We start from the raw sequence: 19,723 nt of genomic DNA on the forward strand, positions 1-19,723 counted from the left end.
GCAGTACATCCTTATCTGCCTCGAATCCTTCACGTATTGGTTAAATAAACATGTATTAGTTAAATAAATTGAGTGTTCTAAATCTTTGGGTTAATCCAAGTAGTCGTAACCTGGAATGGTTAAAAAGTTGGTCAGTTCATCACTCGTGGTGAGCCTTGCCATCAAGTCTGCCGCTTCTTCAAATCGACCTGCTTGGTAACGCTGCTCGCCAATTTCTTGCTTCACGACTTCAATCTCTTCTTTCAGGTAGAGTTCGAACAGCTCTTTAGTGACCTTCAATCCGTTATCGAGCGACTTGCCGTGTTGAATCCATTGCCAGATAGAGGCGCGTGAGATTTCTGCCGTTGCTGCGTCTTCCATCAGTCCGTAAATCGGCACACAACCGTTGCCAGAGATCCAAGCTTCGATGTATTGCAGCGCAACGCGGATGTTATGGCGCATGCCCTCTTCTGAACGTTCACCCTCGCACGGTTCAAGTAACTCTGCGGCGGTGATTGGCGCGTCTTCTGAGCGGCTCACATCCAATTGGTTAGTGCGCTGCCCCAGTGTGGCACTGAACACTTCCATTGCGGTGTCTGCCAACCCCGGGTGAGCAACCCAAGTGCCGTCATGACCGTTGTTGGCTTCTAGTGATTTATCGTTGTGGATCTTATCCAGCACTTTTTGGTTTTCTTGTGGGTCTTTAGCCGGAATAAAGGCTGCCATGCCGCCCATCGCAAATGCGCCACGTTTATGACAAGTGCGCACCAACAATCTTGAGTAAGCGTTGAGGAATGGCTTATCCATGGTCACCACTTGGCGATCCGGAAGTACGCGATCTGGGTGGTTTTTCAGTGTTTTGATGTAGCTAAAGATGTAATCCCAGCGACCGCAGTTCAAACCAACGATGTGCTCTTTCAGAGAGAACAGAATCTCATCCATTTCGAATACGGCTGGTAAGGTTTCAATCAGCACTGTCGCTTTGATGGTGCCAGTATCCAAACCGAAATACTCTTCGGTGAAATGGAACACTTCGCTCCACCACTTCGCTTCATGATGCGATTGCAGTTTTGGAATGTAAAAGTAAGGACCACTTCCCTTTTTCAGTAGCGCTTTGTAGTTGTTGTAGAAGTACAGAGCGAAATCGAATAGCGCACCTGGAATGATCTGACCGTGCCACGTTACGTGTTTTTCTTTTAGATGCAGTCCGCGAACACGGCAGATCAACACCGCTGGGTCTTCTGCCAGCTGATAGTGTTTACCATTGCCAGGGTTGGTGTAGCTGATAGTGCCATTAACAGCGTCACGCAGGTTAATTTGACCATCCAGAACTTTACTCCACGCAGGGGACATCGAGTCTTCGAAATCAGCCATGAACACTTTTACATTCGCATTCAGTGCGTTAATCACCATCTTGCGATCGGTTGGTCCAGTGATTTCCACTCGGCGATCTTGCAGATCTTGCGGGATTCCAAGGATCTTCCAGCTTCCTTCACGAATGTCTTGTGTCTCTGGTAGAAAGTCTGGCAGTTCACCTGCGTCGATACGTGCTTGCTTCTCTTCTCGTGCTTCCAGCAACTGCTCAACACGTCCGGCAAATTTTTCACACAGTAGAGATAAAAAGGTTTGGGCTTCAACAGGGAAGATTGCTTGATGTTCAGGAGCAACGACTCCATTCACCTCAAGCATGCCTTGGGTTTGCTTTAGTTGTTGTGTTTTTTGTTCTGTCTGAGCAAGCATAATCATTCATCCTTAACGTGCTTTATCCATCTTGGGCAGTCAGCCTAAAGCTACATTTGTAAGTTATGAACAACAAATTACATCCTTCGATTTGGTGTTCACTTCGCTTCGTTGTGTCTATACCTTGCGCAACCTAAATTGCTTTTTCAATCTAGACATAAGTCTTACAAGCCTTTAATTAAGCTAACCCAACAAAGGTTTAAGCGAAACCCCTCAAGTAAACAAAACGTTAAATTCAAAGTTTTATTCGGTATCAAACAAGTGTTTGATTTTTGAGTTCAATTTGTAAGTTATTACGTAATTAAATTACATCAATTTTACAGGTTATTTTTGAATTCAAACAAGTGTATGAATAGTAAGGCAGGAGAAAAATCCTTGTATTCACAAGGGCTAGGAAGAGGAAATTAAACACGACTTAAACGCGTTACACAGGCAGTTGTGTAAAATTAACATTGTGAAATTTCACTATTTTATGAAAGCTTCATGAAAGTTCATCTGTAAAATTTTACAAGTCAAAGTTCACGCACAGAATAAAATGCTAAAAAGCGCACTATTTCTAGTGCGCTTTTTGATATTAGATCGGGAGTAGCAGGCTAATACTAATAGCTAAAGCAGTTCAGAGACGACTTCTGCCAATTGATTGAAAGTGTTTGATCTTGACGAACTCGGACGCCAAACCAAACCAATATCGCGATACGCTTGCTGACCAGGAGGGTCGATCACCACTAAGTTCTGGTTATGTAGCAAACCATGATCAATCGCCATTTGCGGAATAAACGTGGTGCCCAGACCATTCGCTACCATTTGCACCAATGTATGAAGACTGGTTGCGGTGAATGGGTTGATCTTCTCTTTGTCCGTCAACTTACATGCTGAAACCGCGTGCTCTGTAAGACAGTGCTCTTTCTCTAATAAGAAGACGGATTCATCTGGCAAGTCTGCATAACGGATCGGCACAGGAACGGAATCCGCTTGATTGGCACTGATCACCATGCGGAACGGGTCTTGTCCCACTACTCGGCTTTCCATTCCTTCTATCTCTACAGGCAGAGCCAGAATCAACACGTCCAACTCACCGTGGCGAAGTGCTTGCAGTAAGTTAGTCGTCGTGTCTTCTCTTAATAGAAGGTTTAATTGAGGGAAGCGGTAGTTCACCTCCTGAACAAGGTCGCACAATAAGAACGGAGCAATGGTCGGAATACAGCCTACTTTAAGCTGCCCTTCCATATCATCGCCTTGGCATAGACGCCCCAGTTCAACAAGATCTTGCCCTTTAGCGAGCAGTTCTCGACCATGTTGCACCACCATCTCACCAGCTTGGGTGAAAACTAATGGGCTTTTTTTATCTTTCTTTTCATAAAGCGGGCAACCAATCAACTCTTCAAGGTTTTGGATGCCTTTACTTAAGGTAGATTGACTGACAAAACAACGCTCAGCAGCATCACTAAAATGTCGAGTTTCATGCAGAGTGACCAAATAGTGTAACTGCTTCAAGCTAGGCCATTTATTCATAATTCTATTTGTATCTATTGCTGTTCCAGTGATCGAGATAATAGTTTCGTTATTATCGCTTTTTTCGATGAACTCAATCTATTTATTTCGCTTTTTTCAATACTACAATCTGTACTATAGTTTGTCTCGCACAAACAAGGACCAAACCTAAATAACTGAATGTAGGTTTGGATCAAACCAAATTTTTTAGGAGCAAAAAAATGGTACTAGTAGGTCGTCAAGCCCCTGACTTTACTGCAGCAGCTGTTCTAGGTAACGGCGAAATCGTTGAAAACTTCAACTTTGCAGAATTCACTAAAGGTAAGAAAGCAGTAGTATTCTTCTACCCACTAGATTTCACTTTCGTTTGCCCATCTGAGCTAATCGCATTCGACAACCGTCTAGCTGATTTCCAAGCTAAAGGTGTTGAAGTAATCGGTGTTTCTATCGATTCTCAGTTCTCTCACAACGCATGGCGTAACACTGCTATCGAAGATGGCGGTATCGGTCAAGTTAAATACCCTCTAGTTGCTGACGTTAAACACGAAATCTGTAAAGCGTACGATGTAGAGCACCCAGAAGCAGGCGTTGCTTTCCGTGGTTCTTTCCTAATCGACGAAGAAGGTCTTGTACGTCACCAAGTAGTTAACGATCTACCACTAGGTCGTAACATCGACGAAATGCTACGCATGGTTGATGCACTAAACTTCCACCAGAAGCACGGCGAAGTATGTCCTGCACAATGGGAAGAAGGTAAAGCAGGTATGGACGCATCTCCAAAAGGTGTTGCAGCGTTCCTATCTGAGCACGCAGACGACCTAAGCAAGTAATAGACTACATAGCCCAAGCTCAACGGGCGTGTTGGTTGGATGTATATATAAAGCAAAAAGCTATAGCGGAAAAACCGCAAACGCCAATCAGTCTAAGTAAAGTCATAAAAAAGCCCAGAGTTCACTCTGGGCTTTCTTTTTATCTGCATTTTTGAAAAGCAAAAGAGGCAAGCATCACGCAAAAAGTTTACCTCTATTTCCCTCCGTCTCAGTACAGATTCTCCCCTTTCGTCCTGCTAGTATTTGCTGTAATTACAATAATTCAGGACAACCTAGTGAACACTCAACTTGAAGTCTGTATTGATAACATTGAATCTCTCCACAACGCGATTGCCGGTGGTGCAACCCGCATCGAACTCTGCTCTTCACTTGCTTTGGGTGGCTTAACCCCAAGCTATGGCTTTATGCAGCAAGCCGCTAAACGCTCTACTATTCCGGTTTACGCGATGATTCGCCCTCGCCAAGGCGACTTCTTCTACAGTGAGGAAGAAATCGAAATGATGCGTTGGGATATTGAAGCAGCTAAACAAGCAGGCTTGAATGGTGTCGTACTCGGCGTGCTCACTCAAGACGGCAACATTCATATGCCGTACGCAACTGCGCTGTGTGAATTTGCTCAAGCGCTTGGCTTAGGCGTGACCTTCCATCGTGCCTTTGACCAGTGTCGCGACGCTGAAAAAGCGTTAGAAGAAGTGTTCAGCTTAGGTTGTGAACGTATTTTAACCTCCGGTCTTGCGCCTTCGGCACCGCAAGGTATCGATGTGCTTAAAACCTTAGTTGAACAAGCACAAGGACGCATTGCGATCATGGCGGGCGCCGGTGTGAATGCGGACAATGTTGGTCAGATCGTTGAACAAGCCAAAGTCACTGAAGTGCATTTATCTGGCAAGACAACTCGCCCAAGTCACATGACCTTTATTGCCGAGCAAAGCAAAATGGGCGCTGCCGATATAGATGATTTTTCGATTCCAGTCACCAACACCGATGCTATCGCGAACATGGTAACAGCTCTCAATTAAGAGCTTTCAAATCCCGTCTTTGGTTATTGAGTGCTAACATATTGATAACTAAGGACGGGAGGAAACATGGCGAAACTGAAGAAAAAGGAATACGAAGAAGCACTAGAACAACTGCAAATTGAGTTGGTTAAGCTCCAAGAGTGGGTCAAACACAAAGGGCTTAAAGTCGTGGTACTTTTTGAAGGACGTGACGCCGCTGGCAAAGGTGGCACCATCAAACGCATCACTGAAAAACTCAACCCTCGTGTCTGCCGTATCGCAGCCCTTCCCGCCCCAACAGAGAAAGAAAAAACACAATGGTACTTCCAGCGTTATGTGGCACACCTGCCTGCTGCTGGAGAAATCGTACTGTTTGACCGCAGTTGGTACAACCGTGCCGGCGTAGAGAAAGTCATGGGCTTTTGTACCCCAGATCAATATGAAGAGTTTCTCCGTTCTTGCCCGGAGTTTGAACGCATGCTTCAGCGCTCTGGCATCATCTTAATTAAGTACTGGTTTTCGGTCTCCGATGAAGAGCAAGAAAAGCGCTTTCTAGAACGCATCAACACCCCAATTAAACGCTGGAAGTTCAGCCCAATGGATTTGGAATCACGCAATCGCTGGGCAGAATATTCAGAGGCAAAAGATAAGATGTTTGCCTACACAGATACGAAAAACTGTCCTTGGTGGGTAGTCCCTTCTGATGATAAAAAGAAAGCTCGATTGAACTGTATCAGCCATCTGCTTAGTCAAGTCGAATACGAAGAACTTGAGCATCCAGTTATCGAATTGCCAGAGTTGAATAAAGAAGGTTATGTCCGTGCGCCTATCGACGATCAAACCTTCGTTCCTGATAAATATTAGAGATGTATCATGGCGAAAGACCTGTTTCACACCCTTGACCTGAATCTGCTCAAGACCTTTATGGTTTTGATGCAAGAGCGAAACATGCGTAAAGCATCACAGCGCTTGTTTGTCTCTCAGCCAGCGATCAGTCAGGCATTACAAAAGCTACGTAATCACTTCGATGATGAGCTGTTTGTGAAGGTCAAAACTGGTCTTGAACCGACACCGTTCGCCGAATCTCTTGCCAATGATATTACCCCCCATCTCGATGGTTTAGCTGCCGCAGTTAATCGCTCTCATCAGTTTGATCCTGCCGAAGTGGACAACAAAATTCGAATTGCACTGGCACCAATCACAATGACTTGCTTGCCCGGTTTCCTCTTCGAACAAATGAGAGCGTTAGCCCCTAATGCTCAACTTGAATTAGTTGGTTGGTCGAACAGCACGGTTGATGAGATCTTGAAAGGTGAAACACTGATGGGAGTAAATTACGAGTTACTTCTAACCAATAAAGAGATCTACACGCCGAAGCTACTGGATTTGAAAGGGCGTATTTTTGTCCGTGAAGATCACCCAATCACCAAGACTCATGTTGAGCCACATGATCTTGGCGGATACCCAATTGCTTCTTTGATTTCCCCAGGTTGGAACGACAAGTTCAGTTACGCATCTGAGCTTCTTACCGAAATGGGCATTGAACACAGCATTGGCTTTCGCTCAGAAATGGTCTCTGCAATACTTGATGTCGTCAAACACACCGACATGTATTTACCTCACTCCAATTTACTTCCGGTAGAGCAATTTCCGGGATTAAGAGCCGTTGATGTCACGATTGATGGTCAACCACAAATGAAGTCTATTCACGCTCACATGCATGTGAGAAACCGGAATAACCCACTAGTAAAATGGTTAACAGAGCTTATTCAACAAGGTCTAAAATCACAGGGTGATAAGATTTAATTATCACTGAGATAACGATAGCCATTTAGTCATAAACCATACTTCTCAATAAGATAGCCCTGCTTTTAAGGGAAATGACAAAAAGCGATTGCTTACAGTAAGGATGCTGTCCCTCGTTTACTTATTGAGAGTTCAGACATGACTAAAAAAATTGTAAAGCTGACCGCTGCTTGCACCCTTCTTGCTTCTTTCAGCTCAATTGCAGCTGTTATCCCGGATCGTCCACACCCAGGCATTCCAACCAACCCAATTCAAGGTGTGCCAGAGCAACCTGTTCTACCAGAAGTTGATAACGGTGTTCCTGGAGTGCCAGATCGTCCACATCCAGATCAATCACCAACACCACCAATCGAAGCAGCACCAGAGCACCCAACGCTTCCTGAACCAGACAACGGTATTCCTGAAGTCCCAGAGCGTCCAACACCGCAACTGCCATCAAACCCTATTGAAAATAACCCGACGGATGACCGCCTGAACCACTTAGAAGGCTTAGCCGCAGAATACGACTACCGCTTAAACCAACAAGCAGAACAAATGGACGGTATTCGCGCAAGTCTACACGCAGTCACCAACGCTCGCCCTTATGCAACCAATGGTGAACTGGCAATCGGTGCCGGTGTGGGTTTTTCTGGTAGTAAAGAAGCAGTAGCGATTGGTGGTGCGTACGGTCTAAGTGATCAAGTAAGCCTGTCGGGCACATTCCACTATGAATCATCAGGCAAATATTCTTCATCTGACGTTGCTGGCGGCGTTGGTGTTCAAATTAGCTTTAAGTAAAAACTGCACTCAATAAGTTCATAGCCAAGGAAGGCTTTTATTTAGGTAACTCTATGAAACGCAAATTCTTTCTCGCTGCCCTTATTCTCGCTCCTATTAGTGTCCAAGCTTCAGGTATTTATGTCTCTCCAGAAGTTAAGATTGGCTCATTTCGAGGGGCAGGTATCCAATTGGGGGCGACCGATATTGCGGGCTTTGATGCGCTGTATTTTGATTACTCTCAGATTACTTATAAGAGCGGTAATTATGATGAAACCATTGACGCCTACCGTATTGGCTTTCAACACTTATTTGGTCATCAACCACAGATGGGATTTCAAGCGAGCTTAGGATTAGCGCAGTACGATGGAACGTATCGCAATGAACGAAGAGATGCGAACGGATTGAGTATTGGTGGCGCTTACGTATATCAAGTTAACCCAATATTATCAGTTCGAGCAGGTGCGGATTTAGACGTTTTCATGAACGATAAAACACACACCTACACAGACACTGCCATTAACTTTTCTCTAGGCTTTGGTTTGCGCCTTTAAGACTTACTTCAGTACGTCATCGATGCTTTGATCACCTAGATGGCGTACATCTTTTCCTTTCACGAAGTAGATAATGTATTCACAGATATTTTGGCAACGGTCACCCACGCGTTCAATGGCTCGCGCCGACCACATCACTTGCAGAATATGTGGAATGTTTTTCGGGTCTTCCATCATGTAAGTCATCAACTGACGAATCACCGCTTCGTATTCCGCATCCAACTTATCATCAAGCTTGTGTACTTCTGCTGCGGCTTCGACATCCATACGAGCAAACGCATCAAGCACTTGGTGTAACATTTGGATTGCTTGACGACATAAAGGCTCTAACGAGACTTGGAATTGGCGCTCTTTCGATGATGGGCTTTCAATCGCCACATAGGCAATACGTGTTGCAACATCACCAATGCGCTCAAGATCTGTGATGGTCTTAATGATAGCCATGATCAAGCGTAAGTCTTTTGCTGTAGGCTGACGCTTAGCAATGATGCGAGTACAAGCGTCATCAATCGACACTTCCATCGCATTAACTTTGTGATCATCACGCACAACTTTACGCGCCAGTTCGATGTCTTCCTTGTGCAAGGCTTGAATAGCATACGACAACTGCTGTTCTACCAAGCCACCCATGGTAAGTACATGGGTACGAATCGATTCTAGCTCTACGTTAAATTGTCCTGAGATGTGACGTCCAAAGTGCATGGCTTTCCTTTTAATCCTTGAAAGGTCGCGGCTTAACCGTAACGACCGGTGATATAATCTTCGGTTTGTTTCTTCATTGGAGAAGTGAAGATCGAATCCGCATCCGAGTATTCAATCAGCTTACCCATATGAATGAATGCAGTGTGGTCACTGACGCGCGCTGCTTGTTGCATGTTATGGGTAACGATAACCACAGTATATTGAGTCTTGAGCTCGTTGATAAGCTCTTCAATAGTTAAAGTTGAGATTGGATCCAAAGCCGATGTTGGTTCATCCAATAATAGTACTTCTGGCTCAATCGCGACGGCGCGAGCAATCACTAAACGTTGTTGCTGACCGCCAGAAAGTCCAAATGCATTTTCATGTAGACGATCTTTTACTTCATCCCACAATGCCGCAGAACGTAGTGAACGCTCGACCGCATCGTCTAGCATGCGACTGTTCTTCACCCCTTGTAGACGAAGACCGTAAACCACGTTTTCGTAAATTGACTTAGGGAATGGGTTTGGGCGCTGGAATACCATGCCTACTCGGCGGCGCAGCGTGGCAACATCCACACTTGGGTTGTACACATTCTTACCGTGCAAGCGTACTTTCCCCGTCACCTTACAACCTTCGACTAAATCGTTCATGCGGTTGATACAGCGCAGCAATGTAGATTTACCACAACCGGACGGTCCGATGAATGCGGTTACGCGTCCTTTTGGGATGCGCATGGAGATATCATGCAACGCCTGAGCCTGACCATAGAAAAGATTAAGGTTCTCGATCGAGATAGCCGTTTGTTCATCCGTCAGGTTGTGCACATCCAATGGCGGCTCATAACCTAATGTATTATCAAAGTTAAACATGCTTAATCTTGTCCTAAAGTTCGGTATTTCTCTCGCAGATTATTACGAATACTGATTGCTGTTAAGTTTAGTCCGACAATAACCGTCACGAGTAAGAAGGAAGTCGCGTAAACCAACGGACGCGCAGCTTCGATATTCGAGGTCTGGAATCCAACATCGTAAATGTGGAAGCCTAGGTGCATAAACTTTCTATCCAAATGCACGTAAGGGAATTGCCCATCTACCGGTAAGCTAGAAGCTAACTTCACGACCCCCACCAGCATCAATGGTGCTACCTCACCCGCAGCGCGAGCAATCGCAAGAATCAAACCAGTGATTATCGCAGGGGTTGCCATAGGCAAAACCACACGCCAAAGCGTTTCGAACTGCGTTGCACCCAAGGCTAACGAACCATGACGAACTGAACTCGGAATACGGGTTAAACCTTCTTCCGTGGTAACAATCACCACTGGTAGAGTCAAGACCGCTAGCGTCAATGCAGACCACAACAAGCCCGGCGTACCAAAGGTTGGAGCGGGTAATCGCTCGGCATAAAACAGGTTATCGATTGAGGCACCAATGGTGTAGACAAAAAAGCCCAAACCAAATACGCCGTAAACGATAGAAGGAACACCTGCAAGGTTAATCACCGCAATACGGATCACCCGAGTTAGGGCATTATTCTTGGCATATTCATGCAAATAAATCGCCGCAACCACACCTAATGGCATCACGATGATCGACATGATGATAACCAAGAAAACCGTACCGAAAATCGCTGGGAAAACCCCACCTTCAGAGTTCGATTCGCGAGGGTCTTCGGATAAGAACTTCCAAACCTGTTTTCCCCAATGGGTAACCTTTTCAGGCAGTGACATTTGGTTTGGATACCAGTAGTCCAAAATGTCTTCTAATGGAATCGAAACTTGAGTCCCAGTCATGTCTTCGACAATCAGCGCATAATCAGAGAAGCCCAAGCGCAGCCCGTCAAGTTGCATGTCTAGCTTGGCTAACTCTGCTTCAATTTCTGCCTTACGCTTGCTGTTGTTTGCTAAAAACTCTTCAGTGATGGTGTCGTTAAGCTCGTGCTTACGTTTATCTAAGCGAAGCTGCTCTAACTGCCATCCCAAGTCTTTTACTTGGTCATCCACCAGCATGTCGATTTCGTGATGCAAGGTTTCGGCATCATCGAGCTTTTGATCCAAAAGCTTTTGAATGTCATTTTCGTAACGCGTGTTACCATCTTGGAAGGCCACAAACTTACCGAAGAAGTAGCCACCGCTGCTGCGTTCAATCACTGCCCATTCGCCCGGCGTAGTTGGATCATCCAACTGCATTCTCAACACAGAAATAAAGTCCGCTGGGTACAATTCACGGTTGGCAATTTTGATGTTTAGGCGCGTCGCAAACTCTTCGTCATCCGCGAGTTTATTCGCCGCTTCTTCTGGTAGGTAACTTCTTGGCACAAAGCTGCGCTCGTAAACCTGACCAACCAGAATCGAATTTTCATGCAGCACTTCGCCCTGCACCGGAGTCAGCGCAGCAACATTCCATTGATAAAGTGGCGCAGGCCAGAAGTAAGTAAGCCCCTTCCAGCCAATCAATAGCAATAAACCGAGGACAGAAAGCAGACTGATGCTTACCGCTCCCCCGGTTAACCAAATCCAAGGTGCGCCAGAACGAATCCAATTTAACACGCTATTACTCGCTCTTTCGTTAACTGATTACAACGCACGATATTTATCTCTTAGTCTTTGACGAACCCATTCCGCCAAGGCGTTCACCGCAAAGGTGAAGACAAACAAAATTAATGCCGATAGGAACAACAATCGATAGTGCGAACTGCCTACTTCCGACTCTGGCAATTCAACCGCAATGGTCGCCGACAAGCTACGCAAGCCTTCTAGCACGTTCCAATCCATTAATGGCGTATTACCTGTCGCCATTAATACAATCATGGTTTCACCCACAGCACGACCAAGCCCCATCATGATTGCCGAGAAGATACCCGGACTGGCTGTCAGCAGGACCACATAAATCAGGGTTTGCCATGGCGTCGCGCCGAGTGCTAATGAACCATCCGATAAGTGCTTAGGTACAGAGAAAATCGCATCTTCGGCAATGGTGAAAATCGTTGGTATAACCGCAAATCCCATCGCCAAACCAACCACCAACGCGTTACGTTGGTCAAAGCCAATACCATGGTCAGTCAGGAACAAACGCATATCACCGCCAAAGAAGGCTTGCTCAAGCATTGGCGACACCCACACACCCAGCCCGATCAACAACAGAAGCAAAGGCATCAATACTAAGGCATGCCACCCATTAGGAAGGCGGTTACGTATCGGCTGTGGGATCAGTGCCCATAGACCGCCCATCACCATAGTGCTTAGAGGCAGAACGAACAGCATCACCACAACGGTAATCAGATGGTCTTCCACAATCGGCGCGAACCAGAGCCCGGCAAGGAAACCAATAATAACCGTAGGCAAAGCTTCCATTAACTCGATGGATGGCTTCACCACACGGCGCATACGTGGTGACATAAAGTAAGCGGTATAAATTGCGCCCAGCACAGCCAGTGGTACCGAGAACAACATTGCAAACATTGCCGCCTTGATGGTACCAAACGCAATTGGCACTAAGCTGAATTTCGCCTCGAAGTCATCACTGGCTGAGGTAGATTGCCACACAAATTCGGGCTCTGGGTAACCTTCATACCAAACCTTTTGCCATAAGGAGGACAGAGAGACTTCTGGGTACGGGTTATCAACAAACGCGACATTCAATTCGTCGTTTTGCCATGTGATCAAGTAGCGCTCGTTATTCGACATTCCTGCCATCACTGGCGCTTGTTTGTAGGCACGTTTAAACAACACCAACTTCTCACTGGTGGTGTAGTGGCTTTGCAACGTACCGTTGGTGTAAAAGCTGTAGAAACCTTTGCGGTGTGAATCGGGAAGTAAATACTTCAGCTCAGACGCCAACTTAAAGTCACGAATGTGAGTCAAAGTTCGCTGGTCGCCCTGCAACGTATCAAACCATTGCGATACACGACCATCGTTATGCGTAACAAGCAGAGAATACGCCCCAGCCAACAAATCCATCGTTCTCACAGAGTGCTTTTTATCACCCTGAGTCAGATCGATCACTTCACGCACTGAGAACTTATTGTCACCTTTCACCAAGACAATCAGCTCTGAACCATTGCGCAAGTAAAGGTTATTGCCATCTGGCGTCAGCAACATTTGGTCTGGCGCATCAAAACCTGAAGAGAAGGTGTAATCATGGGTAACAGGTGATGCATCTAATAGTTGAGGAACTTGCCAACGCGCTTTTATTACGCCGCTTTGTGTTTGCCAAACAAGGGTTGGAGCTTGCGTGGAGGTACTAAAAACAAACTTCTTAACTGGATCGGATGCATCTGTCAGTTGCATGTCCATTGAAGTGCGAAACGGCACTACTTCTGGTGGGCGAGTGTTTTCGCGCAGTGTTGCGTTAAATTCCGGTTTGAAGATGTGCGCTTTGCCTTGGTCATCAACCAAACCATACCAACCTAATCCCGGCGCAGACTGAGAAAATGCCACTGGGTTGTTGGCTATCTGCTGAGTGTACAGCGCTGGTTTGCTGGAATCATCGAGAGGAAGAAAACGCACTTCACCGGATTGTGTTAACACCAGACCGATTTGAGAGTAATCATCAACGGAAATTGCGAGTGGCTTCCCGCTTTGGGTAGCACGAGCGGCGTAATTGGTTTCGATCTCTGCATCAGAAAACAGAGGAATGATCACCATTGCAAGGTAAACGAAGATCAACACAAGAGCAGCAAGAACGCCTACACCACCGGATGTCACTGCAAATCGAACCAAACGATCTTTGATCAATCGTTTTTTATCTTTTTCCTGCAATGAAAACTCGGCTTGTGCCATTGATCTCTCTACCCTTTTTGACTTAGTACTAGAATATGTCGTTAAGATGACAATTATATTACAGATCACATTAAACAACTGAAAAGAATACAACTCTTATGCAGACCGTGTTATGAAATAAATCTGTAACGTAAACCTCATAATGTTCAGGCTCATCTTTTTTATCCCACAGATGAGTGCGGATTTACTTCATTTTAGGCTAGGTAAGGTTATGAGCGCAGAAAAACTCTATATAGAAAAAGAACTTAGTTGGTTGTCTTTTAACGAGAGAGTATTACAAGAAGCCGCTGATAAAACCGTCCCCCTGATCGAACGTATTCGTTTTCTAGGGATCTTTTCCAATAACTTAGATGAGTTCTACAAGGTTCGCTTTGCAGACGTAAAACGTCGGATCTTGATCAACCAAGAACGAGGTGGAAGCGATAACTCTAAGCACTTGTTAACTAAGATGCAAACCAAAGCATTGAGGCTGAACGAACAATTTGATGAACTGTACGGTGATTTGATCCGAGAAATGGCGCGACGCCGCATTTTCTTGGTTAACGAAAACCAACTGGACGACACGCAAAAACGCTGGATCACCAAGTACTTTCGCAAAGAAGTCATGCCACACATCACTCCGCTTTTGATTAAAGATGACATCGATGTGTTGCAGTTTCTTAAAGACGAATACGCCTACATTACCGTCGATCTGCGCAAAGACGATCATTCCCAATACGCTTTACTCGAAATCCCAACTGACCACCTACCCCGCTTCGTTATGGTTCCGGAGCAAAAAGGCAAACGTCGCAAGACCATCATTCTGCTCGACAACATCATCCGTTACTGTCTGGATGAGCTGTTTAAAGGCTTCTTCGATTATGACGAGCTAAATGGCTACGCGATGAAGATGACCCGCGATGCCGAATACGATTTACGCCTAGAGATCGAATACAGCTTGCTTGAACAGATGTCTGAAGGGGTGAACCAACGCTTGACTGCCATGCCAGTGCGCTTTGTTTACGAGCGTGAAATGCCGCAAGAGATGCTCGATTTCTTGTGCAGCAAACTGCAAATCTCCAACTACGACAGTTTGATTCCCGGTGGTCGTTACCACAACTTTAAAGACTTCATTGGCTTCCCAAATGTTGGTCGTGAGTACCTAGAAAACAAACCCATGCCACCGATGAAATGTGCCGACTTCGAAGGCTATGCCAACAGTTTCGATGCGATCAAAGCCAAAGACATTTTGCTTTACTACCCTTATCACACTTTTGATCACATCTCTGAATTGGTTCGCCAAGCTTCCTTCGATCCAAAAGTATTGGCGATCAAGATTAATATCTACCGCGTTGCTAAAGATTCGCGCTTGATGAACTCACTGATCGATGCGGTGCACAATGGCAAAAGCGTAACAGTGGTGGTGGAACTGCAAGCCAGATTCGATGAAGAAGCCAATATCGAGTGGTCAAAGGTTCTCACCGATGCAGGCGTGCACGTTATCTTTGGTGCACCGGGTTTGAAAATTCACTCAAAACTGCTCTTGATTAGCCGCCGCGAAGAAGGTGAAATCGTACGTTACGCGCATATAGGAACAGGTAACTTCCACGAGAAAACCGCACGTATCTACACTGACTTCGCTCTGCTAACTGCAGATCAAGAAATTACCAATGAAGTCCGTAACGTCTTTGGTTATATAGAGAACCCATACCGTCCTGTAAGGTTTAATCACCTCATTGTTTCACCACGCAATTCGCGTAAACAACTCTACCGTCTGATTGACGGTGAAATTGCCAACGCAAAAGCCGGCAAGAAAGCAGCACTGACGATCAAAGTGAATAACTTAGTCGACAAAGGCATCGTCAATAAACTTTATGGAGCAAGCAATGCTGGGGTGAAAATTAATATGATCATCCGCGGTATGTGCTCACTCGTCCCTGGTATTGAAGGCGTGAGCGAGAACATTCGCATCATCAGTATTGTTGACCGTTTCCTCGAACACCCTCGTGTCGTGATCACCCACAATGATGGCGACCCGCAGGTTTATATCTCATCAGCGGACTGGATGACGCGAAATATCGATCATCGTATTGAAGTTGCCGCTCCGGTTCGTGATCCACGTTTGAAACAGCGAATTATTGATATAACTAACATTCACTTTACCGATACAGTAAAGGCTCGTTTGATAGATAAGGAGATGAGCAACAGCTACGTACCACGAGGTAATCGTAAAAAAGTTCGCTCACAAGTTGCCATCTACGACTATCTTAAAAATATAGAGAAGCAAACAAGAAAACAAAAAGCAGATGCCTCAAATACTTGAACAAGATGTACGCCATATTGCAGCCATTGACCTTGGGTCGAACAGCTTCCATATGGTGGTGGCGAAAGTTGTTGGAAGTGACCTGCAATTAGTCAGCCGCCATAAACAGCGAGTGCGCTTAGCTGCCGGACTCGATTCAGAGCTCAATCTTAGCCATGCTGCAATGGAGCGAGGTCTTGAGTGCCTCGCGATGTTCGCCGAACGCTTGCAAGGCTTTGAAGCTTCAAACGTTAGAATTGCAGCCACCCACACCTTAAGGCGCGCTAACAATGCCCACCTCTTTATCAAACGGGCCAAAGAGGTGCTGCCTTTCCCAATTGAAATCATCCCGGGCGAAGAAGAAGCTCGCCTCATCTATCTCGGCGTCGCGCACACCCAAGCGGAGTCTAACTCCAAGTTAGTTGTCGATATCGGTGGCGGCAGTACCGAGATGATCATTGGTCAAGAGTTTGAGCCAGAGCTTCTCAACAGTAAGCAAATGGGTTGTGTGAGTTTTACCGAGCAGTTCTTCAATAATGGCAAACTGTCACGGAAGAACTTCAGCAAAGCGATTCTCGCCGCAGAGCAACGCATGGAGTCCATTGCTGCAAAATACCGCAAGAAAGGCTGGGATATTGCCCTCGGCTCTTCAGGTACTATTAAAGCGATTCGCGAAGTCTTGATTGGATTGGGTCATGAAGATGGGCTGATCACCAATAAGCGTTTGGGTAAGCTCATCGACACATTGTGCGAATTTGAGTCCATTGATGATATTGAACTAGTTGGTCTGACCGACGAACGTAAGCCAGTCTTTGCCGCTGGTGTAGCCATTTTATCTGCCATCTTCCAATCACTAAAAATCAACCAGATGTTCTTCTCGGATGGTGCATTACGTGAAGGTCTGCTCTACGAGATGGAAGAACGCTTCGCTCGTTCTGATATTCGTATGCGCACCACAGAAAACCTAGCAAAACAGCATCGCGTTGATATCGAACACGCTGCACGCGTAAAAGGTCATGCAAGAGAGATGCTGTGCAATGTTCGTTCTGAACTAGGTATCAAGAAGAAAAGTGAGTTGTTTGATTTATTGGAATGGGCGGCTTTGCTACATGAAGTCGGCTTGAGCATCAGTCTGCGCGGTTTCCATCGTCACTCATTCTACATTCTGCTGCACTCAAACTTGCCCGGCTTTAACCGCGAGCAGCAATTGGTATTGGCGACTTTAGCTCGCTTCCAACGTAAATCCCTCAAGTTGAATGAGTTCCCAGAGTTTAACCTCTACAAAGAGAGTGACATCATCAACTTAATTAAGATTCTGCGTCTAGCGATTGTGGTCAACGGTCAACGCAATGATGACCCGCTACCAGAGCTGACATTATCGATAGAAGAAGATAAGTGGGTACTTACCTGCGCAGAGGAAGATTGGTTGGAGAATAACAAACTGCTCGATGCAGATTTGCAGGAAGAACAGCAACGCTGGGAAAGCGCAGGATGGACATTGAACTTCTAACTACGAACTCAATGAGATAAAGAAAAAGGTCGGCTTATAAACCGACCTTTTTTAATTCCTCTGCAGCGAAATCGGCAGTAATGGGAACATAACCGTCTTTCGCGACCAGCGCTTGCCCTTGAGCTGAGAACATAAAGCGAATGAACTCAGCTTCAATTGGGCTTAGCGGATAATCAGGATGTTTATTCACGTATACATAAAGATAACGCGATAGTGGGTACTTACCTGAGATGATATTTTCACGTACAGGGCTAACGTAATCAGTGCCTGTTTTCGCAATTGGGACTAAACGAACACCCGCCACGCGATAGCCTACGCCTGAATAACCTACACCACTGATCGTTGATGCCACAGACTGCACCACTGACGCCGATCCCGGTTGCTCGTTCACACGAGTTTTAAAATCACCGCCACACAAGGCATTACTTTTAAAATAACCGTACGTACCCGATACCGAGTTACGACCAAACAGCTGCAAGTTACGTTTTGCCCACTCAGTTTTGATGCCTAACTCACGCCAGTTGGTGATGAACTCACTTTCGCCGCAGCGTAAAGTCGCGGAAAACATCGCATCCAACTGATGGAAATTAAGCCCTTTGATTGGATTATCTTGGTGCACAAAAATACCAATCGCATCAATCGCAACACGAAGCGCCGTTGGTTTGTAACCATGCACCCGCTCAAATGCTTCGATCTCACGCATACGCATAGAGCGACTCATTGGACCGAATTGCGCAGTTTGCTCCGTTAACGCCGGTGGCGCAGTCGATGAGCCAGACGCTTGTACCTGAGCATTAATGTTCGGGTAGATAGATTTAAACTCTTCCACCCAAAGCGTGGTCATGCCCGCTAGCGTATCAGAGCCGACAGACAATAAGTTACCGGCTATGCCAGTCGTCTTTTGATAATTCGGCAACGGTTTATCTTGTGCAACAGCCACGCAGGAAAGCACTAACGTAGCTAGAGTGATTTTCTTGATAGCTTTGGATACAACACTCATTACTTCACCACCAAACGACTTGGTAGGATGAAGGAGAACTTACTGCCGACACCAACTTCACTGTAAATTTCGAGATGAGAGTCATGGTGGCTCAACGCGTGCTTAACGATGGCTAAGCCTAGACCACTGCCACCAGTATCGCGTGAACGGGCTTTATCGACGCGATAGAAACGCTCGGTCAATCGGTGTAAGTGTTGTGGTTCAATACCATCACCGCTGTCTTCAACCTCTAGACAAGCGCCTTGCGCGGTTTGATACCAACGAACGTTGATGTGTGCACCAGGTGGTGTGTATTTCACTGCGTTGTACACCAAGTTAGAGATCGCACTACGCAGTTGGTCATCATCGCCGAGCACGCGCAGACTAGAATCCACGTCGAACTTCAACTGATGTTGATCATCACCACTTAGGCTTACCGCTTCCTTCTCTAGCACTTCTAACATGCTAGGGACATTGACCACATCTTCCAACTCATGCATTGGTGCCGCTTCAATCTTAGACAGCGTCAGAAGCTGATTAACCAAGCTGTTCATGCGGTTGAGCTGCTCTGTCATCACCCCATGCGCTTTCGTCCACATTGGACCAACAATCATATCTGGATCTTCTGTCATCTCAAGATAGCCTTGCAGTACCGTCATCGGTGTACGAAGTTCATGAGATACGTTGGCGAAGAAGTTACGACGCATACCTTCAAGCTGTTTAAGTTGGCTCACATCACGCACCACCATCAAGTGTTCCCCTTCGGTGTAAGGCACGATACGCAGCTCTAACATACGTTCAACGTTCAATGGTGAGCGCATTTCTAGCGGCTCAGAGAAGTCTTGCTTGTTGATGTACTTAATAAAATCTGGAGTACGGATGAGGTTAGAAATAGGTTGCCCAGAATCTTCCGGCCAGTGGAAACCCAAAAGGTGTTGCGCGAGCTTGTTACACCATACGATGTTACCTTCAGCACGAAACACCACCACCGCATCCGGCAGCGATTCAGCACCATTACGGAAACGGCGAATCAAATTGGTAAGCTCTTTACGCTTACGACGCTGACGTTGTTGCAATCGGTATAAACCGTTGAATAACGATTCCCAGTTGCCACTACCTGACGGTGGCGTAAGACGCTTTTCATCCCACAGCCAAGCCGACAAGCGCACCTGATTATGCAAATGCCATACAAGCTGCAAAGCCGTGGCCGCCAAAAGCAACCACGGCATATAACCGAATATCCAACCTATTATCACCCAAGGGGTGTAAAAAAAAGCCAGCTCCCAGGCCAGCTTTTTCCAAGTCAATCTTTCAACCACTCATTACTCCAGAAATGGT

The 19,723-nt window shown here is 46.0% G+C and carries 16 protein-coding genes; 8 read left to right on the top strand and 8 right to left on the bottom strand.

The window, feature by feature from the left end:
* Positions 1-90: 90 nt before the first annotated feature.
* The gene (gene aceB, locus QMY49_RS11940) at positions 91-1,719 is read right to left on the bottom strand and encodes a malate synthase A (protein ID WP_005424786.1); all 1,629 of its coding nucleotides are present in this window, start codon (positions 1,717-1,719) and stop codon (positions 91-93) included.
* 606 nt (positions 1,720-2,325) lie between these two features.
* Positions 2,326-3,231 carry a hydrogen peroxide-inducible genes activator gene (locus tag QMY49_RS11945; protein WP_005440336.1) on the bottom strand — a complete coding sequence of 302 codons (906 nt, stop codon included), beginning with the start codon at positions 3,229-3,231 and terminating at the stop codon, positions 2,326-2,328.
* Between the two features lie 200 nt (positions 3,232-3,431).
* Between QMY49_RS11945 and QMY49_RS11950 the strand changes: the two genes are divergently transcribed.
* From QMY49_RS11950 to QMY49_RS11975, 6 genes are all read left to right on the top strand, one after another.
* On the top strand, positions 3,432-4,040 hold the full coding sequence (locus QMY49_RS11950) for a peroxiredoxin C (RefSeq protein WP_005445301.1): 609 nt from the start codon (positions 3,432-3,434) through the stop codon (positions 4,038-4,040).
* 275 nt (positions 4,041-4,315) lie between these two features.
* Positions 4,316-5,059 (top strand): copper homeostasis protein CutC, encoded by a 744-nt coding sequence (locus QMY49_RS11955; RefSeq protein ID WP_283311669.1) that lies wholly within the window; start codon positions 4,316-4,318, stop codon positions 5,057-5,059.
* Between the two features lie 66 nt (positions 5,060-5,125).
* On the top strand, positions 5,126-5,902 hold the full coding sequence (gene ppk2, locus QMY49_RS11960) for a polyphosphate kinase 2 (protein WP_005445296.1): 777 nt from the start codon (positions 5,126-5,128) through the stop codon (positions 5,900-5,902).
* A 9-nt stretch (positions 5,903-5,911) separates the two neighbouring features.
* The gene (locus QMY49_RS11965) at positions 5,912-6,844 is read left to right on the top strand and encodes a LysR family transcriptional regulator (protein ID WP_005445294.1); all 933 of its coding nucleotides are present in this window, start codon (positions 5,912-5,914) and stop codon (positions 6,842-6,844) included.
* A gap of 138 nt (positions 6,845-6,982) precedes the next feature.
* Complete coding sequence (locus QMY49_RS11970; protein WP_005445292.1) at positions 6,983-7,621, top strand: YadA C-terminal domain-containing protein; 639 nt, start codon at positions 6,983-6,985, stop codon at positions 7,619-7,621.
* 53 nt (positions 7,622-7,674) lie between these two features.
* Complete coding sequence (locus QMY49_RS11975) at positions 7,675-8,154, top strand: hypothetical protein (protein WP_009697662.1); 480 nt, start codon at positions 7,675-7,677, stop codon at positions 8,152-8,154.
* Between the two features lie 3 nt (positions 8,155-8,157).
* On the opposite strand, the gene phoU is transcribed toward QMY49_RS11975, so the two are convergent.
* The 4 genes from phoU to QMY49_RS11995 are packed head-to-tail and all read right to left on the bottom strand — an operon-like array spanning position 8,158 to position 13,615.
* Positions 8,158-8,856: a phosphate signaling complex protein PhoU gene (gene phoU / locus QMY49_RS11980; protein WP_005440349.1), complete on the bottom strand. Its 699-nt coding sequence runs from the start codon at positions 8,854-8,856 to the stop codon at positions 8,158-8,160.
* A 32-nt stretch (positions 8,857-8,888) separates the two neighbouring features.
* Complete coding sequence (pstB, locus tag QMY49_RS11985) at positions 8,889-9,707, bottom strand: phosphate ABC transporter ATP-binding protein PstB (RefSeq protein ID WP_005424834.1); 819 nt, start codon at positions 9,705-9,707, stop codon at positions 8,889-8,891.
* 2 nt (positions 9,708-9,709) lie between these two features.
* Positions 9,710-11,383 carry a phosphate ABC transporter permease PstA gene (gene pstA / locus QMY49_RS11990; RefSeq protein ID WP_017188512.1) on the bottom strand — a complete coding sequence of 558 codons (1,674 nt, stop codon included), beginning with the start codon at positions 11,381-11,383 and terminating at the stop codon, positions 9,710-9,712.
* 27 nt (positions 11,384-11,410) lie between these two features.
* Complete coding sequence (locus tag QMY49_RS11995; RefSeq protein ID WP_017188513.1) at positions 11,411-13,615, bottom strand: ABC transporter permease subunit; 2,205 nt, start codon at positions 13,613-13,615, stop codon at positions 11,411-11,413.
* Positions 13,616-13,826: 211 nt separating this feature from the next.
* On the opposite strand from QMY49_RS11995, the gene ppk1 reads away from it, so the two are divergent.
* Both ppk1 and ppx read left to right on the top strand, forming a co-directional pair.
* Positions 13,827-15,917: a polyphosphate kinase 1 gene (ppk1, locus tag QMY49_RS12000; protein WP_017188514.1), complete on the top strand. Its 2,091-nt coding sequence runs from the start codon at positions 13,827-13,829 to the stop codon at positions 15,915-15,917.
* Positions 15,901-17,406, top strand: a complete 1,506-nt coding sequence (gene ppx, locus QMY49_RS12005) for an exopolyphosphatase (RefSeq protein ID WP_239211027.1) — start codon at positions 15,901-15,903, stop codon at positions 17,404-17,406. Before ppk1 ends, ppx begins: the two co-directional genes overlap by 17 nt.
* Positions 17,407-17,440: 34 nt before the next feature.
* On the opposite strand, the gene QMY49_RS12010 is transcribed toward ppx, so the two are convergent.
* Positions 17,441-18,406 (bottom strand): PstS family phosphate ABC transporter substrate-binding protein, encoded by a 966-nt coding sequence (locus tag QMY49_RS12010; RefSeq protein WP_049535718.1) that lies wholly within the window; start codon positions 18,404-18,406, stop codon positions 17,441-17,443.
* Positions 18,406-19,704, bottom strand: coding sequence for a phosphate regulon sensor histidine kinase PhoR (gene phoR / locus QMY49_RS12015; protein WP_005445279.1), 1,299 nt, complete (start codon positions 19,702-19,704; stop codon positions 18,406-18,408). The genes QMY49_RS12010 and phoR overlap by 1 nt, the downstream gene beginning before the upstream one ends.
* Between the last annotated feature and the right edge of the window lie 19 nt (positions 19,705-19,723).

Origin of the sequence: Vibrio harveyi, assembly GCF_030060435.1 — a bacterium.
In the GTDB taxonomy this organism is placed as follows: domain Bacteria; phylum Pseudomonadota; class Gammaproteobacteria; order Enterobacterales; family Vibrionaceae; genus Vibrio; species Vibrio harveyi.

Bases quoted from the DNA above. Each gene is read 5' to 3' on its own strand.
- ppk2 (WP_005445296.1), top strand. From the start codon at position 5,126: ATGGCGAAACTGAAGAAAAAGGAATACGAAGAAGCACTAGAACAACTG.
- ppk1 (WP_017188514.1), top strand. From the start codon at position 13,827: ATGAGCGCAGAAAAACTCTATATAGAAAAAGAACTTAGTTGGTTGTCT.
- phoU (WP_005440349.1), bottom strand. From the start codon at position 8,856: ATGCACTTTGGACGTCACATCTCAGGACAATTTAACGTAGAGCTAGAA.
- pstB (WP_005424834.1), bottom strand. From the start codon at position 9,707: ATGTTTAACTTTGATAATACATTAGGTTATGAGCCGCCATTGGATGTG.
- QMY49_RS11975 (WP_009697662.1), top strand. From the start codon at position 7,675: ATGAAACGCAAATTCTTTCTCGCTGCCCTTATTCTCGCTCCTATTAGT.
- QMY49_RS11950 (WP_005445301.1), top strand. From the start codon at position 3,432: ATGGTACTAGTAGGTCGTCAAGCCCCTGACTTTACTGCAGCAGCTGTT.
- aceB (WP_005424786.1), bottom strand. From the start codon at position 1,719: ATGCTTGCTCAGACAGAACAAAAAACACAACAACTAAAGCAAACCCAA.
- ppx (WP_239211027.1), top strand. From the start codon at position 15,901: ATGCCTCAAATACTTGAACAAGATGTACGCCATATTGCAGCCATTGAC.
- QMY49_RS11965 (WP_005445294.1), top strand. From the start codon at position 5,912: ATGGCGAAAGACCTGTTTCACACCCTTGACCTGAATCTGCTCAAGACC.
- QMY49_RS11995 (WP_017188513.1), bottom strand. From the start codon at position 13,615: ATGGCACAAGCCGAGTTTTCATTGCAGGAAAAAGATAAAAAACGATTG.
- QMY49_RS11970 (WP_005445292.1), top strand. From the start codon at position 6,983: ATGACTAAAAAAATTGTAAAGCTGACCGCTGCTTGCACCCTTCTTGCT.
- QMY49_RS12010 (WP_049535718.1), bottom strand. From the start codon at position 18,406: ATGAGTGTTGTATCCAAAGCTATCAAGAAAATCACTCTAGCTACGTTA.
- QMY49_RS11945 (WP_005440336.1), bottom strand. From the start codon at position 3,231: ATGAATAAATGGCCTAGCTTGAAGCAGTTACACTATTTGGTCACTCTG.